Below are 10,170 nucleotides of genomic sequence, written 5' to 3' on the forward strand. Positions count from 1 at the left end.
CCGGTGGCGGAGGCGGCGGCGCGGGCGTCTGAGCTCGCGCACGCGCACGCGCTCGCGCTCGGTCGGTCAGGCCGCCGGCTTGTAGCGGGCGCGCAGGAACGCCGCCGCGTCGGCGAGCTCGCGCTCCGACACCGAGTGGCCGAGCCCTTCGTAGATGCGCTCGTCGAGATCCGCGTGCGTCGGCAGCCAGGCCTGCGTGCGCACGACGGATGCCGCGGGGATGACGTCGTCGGCGGTGCCGCGACCCCAGAAGACGGGCGGGGCGAGCTGCGACATCCGCTCATCGCCCGCTCGCTCGCCCGGCAGCGCGAACCCCGCGAGGCTCACCGCGAACGCGAAGCGCTCGGGCGCGTGCCGGAGCAGCTCGATGGCCATCGCACCGCCCTGAGAGAAGCCGAGCAGCCCGACGGAGCTCGCGTCGGGCGCCACCCGGTCGAGCCAGGCGACGATCGCGGTCGTCGCGAGCTCAGCGCCCTCGATCGAGAGCTCGACGCCTTCGGCGACGAGCGCGAACCAGGCGTGGCCGTAACCCGTGAAGATCGGCGCACGCAGCGAGGCGACCGCCGGTTCGAGCGGCAGGTAGGGCGTGAGCCCGAAGAGATCGCCTTCGTTCGAGTTGTAGCCGTGCAGCAGCACGAGCAACGGCCGCCCTTCGCGATCGGCTGCCGAGGCCGACCAGAGCACTGCCTCGTCGTCGATGCGCACGTCGGTCATGGGTCCTCCGATCGGGTCGAGCGGATGCCGCGAGCCCGTCGCGATCGCTCCGACTTCGACAGTACCCGGCGCGGCTGCATGCCCCGACCTGCGCGGCCGGGACGCGGGTGAGGCAGAATCGAGCCATGAGCGTACGCACCCCTGACCCGGACTGGAACCCAGACGACGAGCCCGTCGTGCGGCCACCCGCGAATCCGGGCTGGCTCACCGACCTCGAACTCGCCGAGGTGCGCGGCCGGCTGCCGCTCCTCTACGTCGAGGCGGTGCCGGTGCGCGTCGACGGACTCGGCCAGGTGACCGAGGTCGGCGTGCTGCTGCGCGCGAACGCGGTCGGCGAGATGACGCGCACGCTCGTGTCGGGGCGCGTCATGTACGGCGAGACCATTCGCGATGCGCTGTTCCGCCACCTCGAGAAGGATCTCGGGCCCATGGCGTTCCCGATGCTGCCGGCGAGCCAGGTGCCGTGCGTCGTCGCCGAGTACTTCCCGATGCCGGGCATCTCGCCGTTCACCGACGAACGGCAGCACGCCGTGTCGCTCGCGTTCATCGTGCCCGTCACCGGCACGTGCGAGCCGCGGCAGGACGCGCTCGAGGTGACGTGGATGACGCCGGCCGAAGCGGCGAGCGAGTCGATCACGGCCGAGATGGAGGGCGGTCGCGGCGTGCTGCTGCGGCAGGCGCTCGCCTCGGTCGGCGCGCTGCCCTGAGTTCGAAGCCGCGGTCGGAGCGCTAGGCGACCGCCGTCGGCGACGGCGAAGCGCCCGCGTCGGAGCTCGAGCCGGCGAGCCCGAGCGCATCGAGGAACACCCCGGCGAGGCGCGCCTCGTCGACGTCGAGGGCGACCTCGACGCCCGCCCACTCGTCGGCGGGCGTGAGCCCGATCTCCTGGCCTGGGTGCTTGCGGAGGTCGACGAGGGTCTGGCCGCGCGCGTACCCGGCGAGCTCGACGCGCACTGGCCGCAGCTCGGTGCGCAGGGCGCCCGGGTCGATGAGGGAGCACACCGCCCCGGCGTCGCCGATGAGACCCGTGTACTCGGCGGACTCGTCTGCCGAGACGGCGATGCGATGGCCGAGCAGCGCGCCGACCACGCGGCCGAGCGCGTCGTCGCCGTGCTCGAGCGAGTGCGCGAGCTCGTGCTCGATCGCCACCCGGTTGAAGACGTCGAGGCCGTACATATACGTGGGAACGCCCGAGTCGAGCACGATCGCGGCGGCCTCGGGGTCGTGCCAGACGTTGAACTCGGCGACCGCGCTCGCGTTGCCGACGCTCGCCGAGCCGCCCATGAACACGATCCGTTCGATTCGCCCGGCGACCTCGGGGTGGGTGCGCAGCAGGAGCGCGAGGTTCGTCTGCGGAGCGAGTGCCACGAGGGTGACGGGCGTGGGGTGCTCGAGGATGAGCCGGCGCATGAGCTCGACGGCGCCGGCCTGCTCTGCTCGCCGCTCGGTGGGCGGCAGGGCGATGCCGCCGAGGCCGTCGGCACCGTGCACGTGCGACGCCGAGCGCGGCGGCTCGAGGAGCGGCCGGGCAGCACCAGCGGCGACGGGGATGTCCGGTGCCTCCGCGGCGTCGAGCACGCGGAGCGTGTTGTCGACGACCTGGGCGAGCGGGGCGTTGCCGGCCACGCACGAGATGCCGAGCAGGTCGATGCCGGGATGCCGCACCGCGACGAGGATCGCGAGGGCGTCGTCGACTCCCGTGTCGACGTCGAGGATCACGGGAATGGTCATCCGTTCACCCTAATCGCGCGCAGCTCAGTCGAAGTCGCGATTGCCGCGGAAGCGGTCTTCGGGGTCGATCGTCGCCTTGACCCGGGCGGCGCGAGCGACATCCGCCCGCGCGTAGGCGCCCGCATAGCCGACGCCGGGCGCGAGGAAGGTGCAGAGCGTGCGATCGGATGCCGCGGGCCCGAGCGCCGCGCGCAACGCCGCGAAGCCCTGCTCGGCGGCGGCCTCGAACTCGGGCCGGCCGATCGCACGAGCCCTCACGAAGTGGGGCGCGCTCACGACGCCCGCAATGCCGGGGCGCTGCGGGGGCGCCGCGAGTGCCCCGCCGAGCACGCGGAGCGAGATCGCCACGACGGCGCGCGACTCGGCTGACTCCCACGTCGTCACCAGGCGGGTGATGATCTCGTCGTCGAGCTCGGCGAGCGTCGACCATGCGAACCCCGGAGACGGGTCGGTGGGCTCCTCGGCGACGACGCCGAGGAGCTCGACGTCGATGCGCCCGACGGTGTCGAGCACGACGGTGCCGGCGGATCGGATCGAATCGAGTGCCGCGGCGGCCGCCTCGGGCTCGCCGAGCTGCACCGTCTCGACGCTCACGACGGTGGTGCCGCGCAAGTGCGCCGGCACCTGCGCGATGTCGGGCAGGCGCATGGCGCCGGCATGCAGGGCGAGCGAGTCGGGTGCGGTGCGGCCGGCTGCGACGACGGCACGGAACACCGCTGCGACATCGGATCCGCCGAAGACGATGCGGCCACCCGAGATCACGGGCGCCGGGTGCAGGTCGATCTCGATCGCGGTCGCGATGCCGAACGCCCCGCCGGCACCGCGCAGCGCCCACATGAGCTCGGGCTCGTCGGCGTCGCGCACCCACCGGTGCCGCCCATCGGCGGTGAGGAGCTCGACGGCGCGCAACGAGCTCGAGGCGAACCCGAGCGAGCGGGCGAACCAGGAGTTGCCGCCCGCGAGCGTGAAGGCGGTGGCGTTGACGATGGGGCTCGTGCCGGTGACCGGGACGAGCCCGCTGCCGGCGAGCGCATCGAGCACAGCGCCCCAGCGCGCCCCCGCGCCGACGCGGGCCACCCGGGCTTCGGTGTCGACCTCGACGTCGCGGAAGGCCGAGGTGCGCACGAGCACCGTGCCCTCGAGGGAGCCGGATGCGCCGTGGCCCGAGGGCTGCACGGCGAGCTGGAGGCCGTCGGCCCGCGCGGCCTCGAGCAGGGCGCGCATCTCGTCGACGTCGGCGGGAACGGCGACGGCGGAGGGGCGCTGGTCGACCGCGAGGTTCCACGGCGAGCGCACGGCGTCCCACAGGGGGTCGCCGGGGAACGTGAGTCGATCGCCGAGACGTGGGCCGAGCGAGTCGAGCGCGGAGTGGGACGCTGCGTCGTTCATCGGAGTCCTCCCGTGGCATCCGTCGATCGATCACCGACGTGGCTCACGCTACCCACCCCTACCGCGAGATGGAACCGCCGCGCGCTCAGCGCACGAGTCGGACTTCGTGGATCTCCTCGCCGAGAAACGGCTGCACCTGCTCGGCGCCGTCGGCGACGAAGCCGTTGCGCGCGTAGAAACGGTGTGCCCGCGGGTTGTCGGACGCGACCCACAGGTAGACGGGATCGGTGCCGACCGCTGCGTCGAAGAGCTTCTGGCCGATGCCCGTGCCGTGGTAGGCGTCGAGGAGATAGATGAAGAAGAGCTCACGCTCGCGGGGAGGATTCTCATCGCGCGCGGGGCCGGATCCGACGAAGCCGACGATCTCGCCGTTGACGAGCGCTGCGAACTGCGAGTACTCCTCGCCGCGCGAGGCGTAGTGCGTCCACAGTTCGGCCATGCGCCGCGGGGAGAGATTGGCGAAGGCGGCGGCGCTGATCAGGTGATCGTAGGTCTCGTGCCAGCAGGTGGCGTGAACGCGGCCAAGAGCCTCGACATCGGAGTCCCGGATGGGGCGGACGACGACTTCGGCAACAACTTCGGTGCTCATGTCCAGAGACTAAGCCAGCATCTCGCCGCGACGAAATCGACCGGCGGTGCAGGGAACCGAACTGCATCATGCGGACATACAGATGCAGGGACAACACAATGGGGGCCCCGGCGAAGGGATCGGCGTGGGCGGTGAAGGCGCGGAGTCGGTGCATCCGAGGCGCTGCACGGTGACCCGTGTGCGGGGGCGCACGAGGCACGGGTCGCCGTGGCGCGCGGATATGCTGGGCGGCACATGGTTGAGGAAGAGCGATCAGACGCGGCCCTCTGGCTCGAGGCGACATCCGGTACAGAGGAGTCGTTCGGCGTGATCTACGACCGGTACCGCGCCCGCATCTTCCGCAAGGCGTATTCGCGCGTGCTCGACGTGTCCGAGGCGGAGGACATCGTCGCGATGGTGTTCCTCGAGGCCTGGCGTCGCCGCTCGTCGGTGCGCTTCGTCGACGGGTCCCTGCTCCCGTGGCTCCTCGTCGTCACGACGAACGTCTCGCTCAACAGCGAGCGATCGGGTCGGCGCTATCGCCGGCTGCTCGCGAAGCTCCCGCCGGCCGAACACGTCGACGACCCGAGCCTCGAGATCACCGAGCGCCTCGACGGTGAACCGGCGTCGAAGGAGCTCTCGGCGGCGCTGCGCAGGCTCAGCCCGATCGAGCAGCGCGTGGTGGAGCTGTGCCTCGTCGAGGAGCTTCCGATGGCGTCGGTTGCGAGCGTGCTCGACCTCCCGATCGGCACGGTGAAGTCACGGCTCCACCGGGCCCGCGCGAAACTGCGGGAGTCGCTCGGCCATCGCGCAGGAGTCCATGCGGCGTCGGCACCCGCCCTCGAGTCGGCGCCGGCCCACGTCGAAGGCCTGGAGGTGCAGAGTTGAACGAACCGTCGAACGAGCGGCCTTCGGCCCGCGACGCCGCGACCCGGGCGATGCTGCTCGACCACGTTCGCTCCGAGCCGGCTCGTCGGGCGCGTGAGCTCCGGCTTCGGCTCATCGGCTGGGGCAGCGCCGGCGTGCTCGCGCTCGGCGTCGCCGCGACCGCGGGAGCCATGCTCATGCCGCCGGCCGACGTCTCGAACACCGAGCTGGTCCACTGCCTGAGCGCCGCCGAGCGCAACGCCGACGGCAGCTATCCGGGCTCTGCCGCGACGATCTCCTCGCCCAGCGGAAAAGGGCGGGTCGCGGATGCCACGGCCATGTGCACGCTCATGTGGGAGCAGGGCGTGCTCGACGAGGGGTTCGACCCCACGGCGGCGAGCAACCCCCCGGGTCGCGTTCCCGACGAACTGCAGGTCTGCGTGATGGACGACGGGAGCGCGGCCGTCGTGCCGTCGCCGAACGAGTCGGTCTGTGCGGCACTCGGCCTCGCCCCCCTCGCCCCGGGCGACTAGCCGAACGTGCCGGTCGGGCGGAAGACGAGCGACTTCACCCGATCGTTGAGGGTGCCGATGCCTCCGCACCAGGGCGTGCAGTTCAGCCGGCTCCCGCCGTAGGAGGTCTCGGTGTAGAGCGTCACCCAGCAGCCGTTCGAGCCGCCCGCCGAGCTGATCGTGTTGTTCCAGCCCGAGGGCAGGCTCGCGAACCCGAACGTGACGCCGTAGCATCCGCTCGAACCCCAGAACGCGAGGCTCGAGCCGCCGCCGTTCGCGTCGGTGTAGACCCGACCCAGGATCGTCGACGCCGAGGCGGTGCTCATCCGGCTGCCGTCGTCGGCGCTCAGGGCGCCTTGGAGATAGCCGTCGACCTCGGCGCGGGTGTCGAAGCACACCGGCTCGGCCGGCGCTGCTTCAGCGGTGGGCCGGCTCTCGGTGGCCTGCACCTCGACGGCACAGTGCACGACGTCGCGTGCGGTCGGTGGGCCGGCGTGCGCGGCCGGACTCATGCCGTTGCCGGGGGCGAACGCGATCACGGTCGCGAGTACCGCGCCGATCGTCTGCAGCTTCATCGGGTTCCCTTCGTCGGTGGGCGCCGGGCGCGCCGCATCCTCACACTCATATGTCCGGTCGCCGCCCACAGGTTCCGCGAACCGGCCGATGGAACCCGATGCGAGGTGCCGGACATACCCCTGTGAACGGATCGAGGGGACAGCATGAGGCGCACGAAGACATGGGCGGCCGTCGCGGCGCTCGCCGCGGGCTCCGGGATGGCGGTCGCCGTGGCGGTGCTCGTGGGCGGCGAGATCGGGCGCGCGATGACGGGCGCCTGGTGATGCCCGGCTGATGAGAGACCAGGGCCGATCAGGGGGAACGGCCCGATCCCCCGCCGTCACGGCGGGGACCGAGGGCGGCGATGGGGGTCGTCGCCCCGACGGATGGGGTCCTGGCGGGCGATCGCACGCCAGGGCCCCAGCGTGTTCGCGGTCAGGCGCGTTTGCGGTCAAGCGCGTGCGCCCGCGCAGACGCCGACGCCGTCAGATGCGAACGGCCCCGATGAGCGAACTCATCGGGGCCGTTCTGAACTGCGTAGGGGACTAGCCCTGCGCGCGGCGGTTGCCGCGGTCGTTGCGCGACGGCGACACGAGGCTGCCGACACGGATCGGCTGCTTGGCCGAACCGGAACGCGCCGAGGTGCCGCGCTGGGCTCCCGTCGTCTGCGCGCCGCGGCTGTGGCCGCCGCCCTGCTTCGGCGCCTGCGCCTTGGTCTCGGCGGTGCGACCGGAGCGGTCGCGGCGGGGCGATGCCGTGCCGACATCCGACTGGCCGCGGCCTTCGCCGGTGCGAGCTGAGCGCTTGCGCTGCGCGTTGGCGCCCTGCGAGCGGCCGCCGCCCTGCTGCTGGTACTGCTCGCGAGGAGCAGGCTTCACGTAGGGTGCGACGTCGCCGACGAGGGAGCTGACGGGGGCCGAGGTGGCGGTGACGCGCTGGGGGGTCACCGTGATGGCGGCCTTGCGGAGCAGCGTCTTCAGGTCCTGCTTCTGGGCGGGCAGGCTGATCGTTACGACGTCGCCGGCGCTGCCGGCACGAGCCGTGCGGCCCGAGCGGTGCAGGTACGCCTTGTGCTCGGTCGGCGGGTCGACGTGGATGACGAGCTCGACGTCGTCGACGTGCACACCGCGCGCCGCGACATCCGTGGCCACGAGCACCTTGACCGAGCCGTCGCCGAACGCGGCGAGGTTGCGGTCGCGCTGCGGCTGCGACAGGTTGCCGTGCAGGTCGACCGCGGGGATGCCCTGGTCGGTGAGCTTCTTCGCGAGCTTCTTCGCGTGGTGCTTGGTGCGGATGAAGAGGATGCGGCGACCGGTGCCCGAGGCGAGCGTGCTGATGAGCTCGTTCTTCTGGTCGACGTCGTCGACCTCGAACACGTGGTGGGTCATCGCGGCGACGTGCGAGTTGGCCTCGTCGACCGAGTGCAGCACCTGGTTCTGCAGGAAGCGCTTGACGAGCTTGTCCACGCCGTTGTCGAGGGTCGCCGAGAACAGCAGGCGCTGGCCGCCCGAGGGCGTCTTGTCCATGATGCGGGTGACGACCGGGAGGAAGCCGAGGTCGGCCATGTGGTCGGCCTCGTCGAGCACGGTGATCTCGATCGCATCGAGCGAAACGTGGCCCTGCTTCATGAGGTCTTCGAGGCGCCCGGGGCAGGCGACGACGATGTCGACGCCGGCGCGCAGGGCGTCGACCTGGCGCTTCTGGCTGATGCCGCCGAAGATCGTCGTGGTCTTCATGCCGTAGGCCGCGGCGAGCGGTGCCAGCACCGCGTCGATCTGGGTGGCGAGCTCACGGGTCGGGGCGAGCACGAGGCCGAGGGGACGGCCGGGGCGGCGCTTGCCGCCCGCGAGCACGCCGCCGAGGCGCGCGGCCATCGGGATCGAGAACGCGAGGGTCTTGCCCGAGCCGGTCTTGCCGCGGCCGAGCACGTCGCGTCCGGCGAGCGTGTCGGGCAGGGTGTCGACCTGGATCGGGAACGGGGAGGTGATCCCATCGGCGGCGAGAGCCGTGACGAGGGGAGCGGGCACGCCGAGCGTGCTGAAGGTGGTGTCGGTCACTGGTGCCTTTCAGGCAGAAACCATCGGCGGTCGAGCCGGCCGCGGAGCAGCCGTGTCGGAACCCCGACGATGGGGAAGTGGCGAAGGTGCCGGTCGGCACATCCGTTCGCCGTATGAGAGTCAACGGGCTCCTGCACGAAAAGCACAGTGCCCGGGAAGCGTTTCTACGACGCGAGCGGCGCGGTCATCGCGCTCGCCATCACCCACTGTAGCGCACGTCCCCTGCGCACACCCTGTGCACGCCCTCTAACGACCCTCAGCGCGGCATCCGCTCGCCCACCGGGATCTCCTCGCGCACGGTGTTGCCCGCTTGCGCGAGCGGGCACGACCACGACGGGTCGTACGCGCACGACGGGTTGTAGGCGAAGTTGAAGTCGATGATGAGCGTGTCGTCGTCGGCGCCCGTGCCGAGGTCGGCGCCCTTGACGGTGTCGAGGAGGTATCGCCCGCCGCCGTACGTGCCGCCGGGCTTGCCGGCGAGCGCATCCTTCACGGGCAGGAACAGGCCGCCGCCGTAGCCCGTGAGCCGCCACACGTCGAGCGTGCCGACGTAGGGGAGCCGCACGACGCCGACGAGCGAGAAGGGGATCGGGCCGTCGGTCGCGCTGTCGACGATGATGCGCAGCGGCTCCTCGGCGCGGCGCACCTCGACCTCGAACCGCCAGTCGGGGTCGTAGCGCGTGACCCGCAGGCCCGTGAAGTCGGCCCGGTCGTCGGGCAGCAGTGGGGATTGCGGATGCCCCGCGAACAGCTCGTCGCGTGCCGAGGTCCAGAGCTCGTGGCCGGCCGAGGGGTCGTGGACGCTGAGCTGTCGCACTCCCGCGTACAGGCCGAACACCCGGCGGCGCCAGTCGGCGAGCTGGAGCGCTCCGATCGAATTGCTCATGCGGGCGCCTCACCTTCTCGTGTGACGGCTCCGGCGACGGTCGACGAGTGAGCGGATGCCGCGGCATCCGCGGTTCCCGGCGGGTCGTAGGCCCAGCCCGGCGCGAGCTGCCGGAGCCGCATCCCGCGCCACTGCCAGAACGCCCACGTCGGGTACCACGCGAGCACGTCGACGGCGCCCGCGCTCGCGAGCAGCCGGTCGCGGTAGAGCGTGCGTCCGTCGGGGAGGGGCGAGACGGCCATGCGGTGATCCCAGCGATCGAAAGCGGCGAACGGCCCGGTGATGGCGCCACCGGCGTCGCGGAGCATCCTGACTCCCGCGGGCAGCCCGCCCGGATAGCTCACGTCGACGACCTCTTCGCCCGCGGGCCAGCGGCGGAAGGCGAGCGTGCGCACCCGATGCTCGCCCTCGGGCCACTCTGTGGGCAGTCCGCCGGTCTCGAGCGAGGTGAAGTCGAGCCACGGCGCCACGACCTCGCGAAGCACGGCAGGGCTCTTGAGAGCCCGCCACGCCGCGTCGGGCGTGCAGTCGAGCGTGAGTTTCAGGAGCACCCTCATGAGCCGAGAGTAAGGCGACCGGATGCCCCTGCCAAGCTCCGGCATGGGATTCACAGCGCCGCACGGGCGTACCGTAGGGCTCGTGGAGATGCGCGATGGCGGCTGGGCGGCGATCGTGCTCGCCGGCGGACGAGGCAGCCGCCTCGGCGGCCGGAGCAAGGCCGAGCTGGAGTTCGAGGGGCGCCGACTGCTCGATCGGGCGCTCGACGCCGTGGCCGCGGCATCCGCGGTCGTCGTCGTCGGCGCCGCCGGCATTGACGACGACCGCTTCGAGGCCGGAGTCCGCGCCGTGAGCGAGCTGCCGCGGTGGGGCGGACCGGCTGCCGCGCTCGCA

Annotated in this window: 12 protein-coding genes; 4 read left to right on the top strand and 8 right to left on the bottom strand. The window is 72.1% G+C overall.

What is annotated here, in order from left to right; translation table 11 throughout:
- Nucleotides 1-66 precede the first annotated feature (66 nt).
- Entirely contained in the window at nt 67-714 is a 648-nt protein-coding gene (locus ESP51_RS19730) for an alpha/beta hydrolase (RefSeq protein WP_129522575.1), read from the bottom strand.
- Nucleotides 715-839: 125 nt separating this feature from the next.
- Between ESP51_RS19730 and ESP51_RS19735 the strand changes: the two genes are divergently transcribed.
- Entirely contained in the window at nt 840-1,421 is a 582-nt protein-coding gene (locus tag ESP51_RS19735) for an NUDIX hydrolase family protein (RefSeq protein WP_129522576.1), read from the top strand.
- A 22-nt stretch (nt 1,422-1,443) separates the two neighbouring features.
- Here the strand turns inward: ESP51_RS19735 and ESP51_RS19740 are convergent, their stop codons facing one another.
- From ESP51_RS19740 to ESP51_RS19750, 3 genes are all read right to left on the bottom strand, one after another.
- Nucleotides 1,444-2,445, bottom strand: coding sequence for a nucleoside hydrolase (locus tag ESP51_RS19740; RefSeq protein ID WP_129522577.1), 1,002 nt, complete (start codon nt 2,443-2,445; stop codon nt 1,444-1,446).
- A 24-nt stretch (nt 2,446-2,469) separates the two neighbouring features.
- Complete coding sequence (locus ESP51_RS19745) at nt 2,470-3,834, bottom strand: FAD-binding oxidoreductase (protein ID WP_129522578.1); 1,365 nt, start codon at nt 3,832-3,834, stop codon at nt 2,470-2,472.
- 85 nt (nt 3,835-3,919) lie between these two features.
- A complete protein-coding gene (locus ESP51_RS19750) occupies nt 3,920-4,423 on the bottom strand; it encodes a GNAT family N-acetyltransferase (RefSeq protein ID WP_129522579.1) in 504 nt (167 codons plus the stop codon).
- A gap of 234 nt (nt 4,424-4,657) precedes the next feature.
- On the opposite strand from ESP51_RS19750, the gene ESP51_RS19755 reads away from it, so the two are divergent.
- Both ESP51_RS19755 and ESP51_RS19760 read left to right on the top strand, forming a co-directional pair.
- Nucleotides 4,658-5,290 (top strand): RNA polymerase sigma factor, encoded by a 633-nt coding sequence (locus ESP51_RS19755; protein WP_129522580.1) that lies wholly within the window; start codon nt 4,658-4,660, stop codon nt 5,288-5,290.
- Nucleotides 5,287-5,802: a hypothetical protein gene (locus ESP51_RS19760; RefSeq protein ID WP_129522581.1), complete on the top strand. Its 516-nt coding sequence runs from the start codon at nt 5,287-5,289 to the stop codon at nt 5,800-5,802. The genes ESP51_RS19755 and ESP51_RS19760 overlap by 4 nt, the downstream gene beginning before the upstream one ends.
- On the opposite strand, the gene ESP51_RS19765 is transcribed toward ESP51_RS19760, so the two are convergent.
- The 4 genes from ESP51_RS19765 to ESP51_RS19780 all read right to left on the bottom strand — a co-directional run bounded on the left by ESP51_RS19765 (nt 5,799) and on the right by ESP51_RS19780 (nt 9,836).
- Nucleotides 5,799-6,356 carry a peptidase inhibitor family I36 protein gene (locus ESP51_RS19765; protein WP_129522582.1) on the bottom strand — a complete coding sequence of 186 codons (558 nt, stop codon included), beginning with the start codon at nt 6,354-6,356 and terminating at the stop codon, nt 5,799-5,801. The two genes, ESP51_RS19760 and ESP51_RS19765, sit on opposite strands and share 4 nt — an antisense overlap.
- A gap of 525 nt (nt 6,357-6,881) precedes the next feature.
- Complete coding sequence (locus ESP51_RS19770) at nt 6,882-8,393, bottom strand: DEAD/DEAH box helicase (RefSeq protein WP_129522583.1); 1,512 nt, start codon at nt 8,391-8,393, stop codon at nt 6,882-6,884.
- 256 nt (nt 8,394-8,649) lie between these two features.
- Nucleotides 8,650-9,279: a DUF1684 domain-containing protein gene (locus tag ESP51_RS19775; RefSeq protein WP_129522584.1), complete on the bottom strand. Its 630-nt coding sequence runs from the start codon at nt 9,277-9,279 to the stop codon at nt 8,650-8,652.
- The gene (locus ESP51_RS19780; RefSeq protein WP_206737377.1) at nt 9,276-9,836 is read right to left on the bottom strand and encodes a hypothetical protein; all 561 of its coding nucleotides are present in this window, start codon (nt 9,834-9,836) and stop codon (nt 9,276-9,278) included. Before ESP51_RS19780 ends, ESP51_RS19775 begins: the two co-directional genes overlap by 4 nt.
- A gap of 22 nt (nt 9,837-9,858) precedes the next feature.
- Between ESP51_RS19780 and ESP51_RS19785 the strand changes: the two genes are divergently transcribed.
- Nucleotides 9,859-10,170, top strand: a 312-nt coding sequence (locus ESP51_RS19785) for an NTP transferase domain-containing protein (RefSeq protein WP_206737378.1), incomplete at its 3' end; no start/stop codon positions are given.

Origin of the sequence: Agromyces albus, assembly GCF_004134825.1 — a bacterium.
GTDB lineage: Bacteria > Actinomycetota > Actinomycetes > Actinomycetales > Microbacteriaceae > Agromyces > Agromyces albus.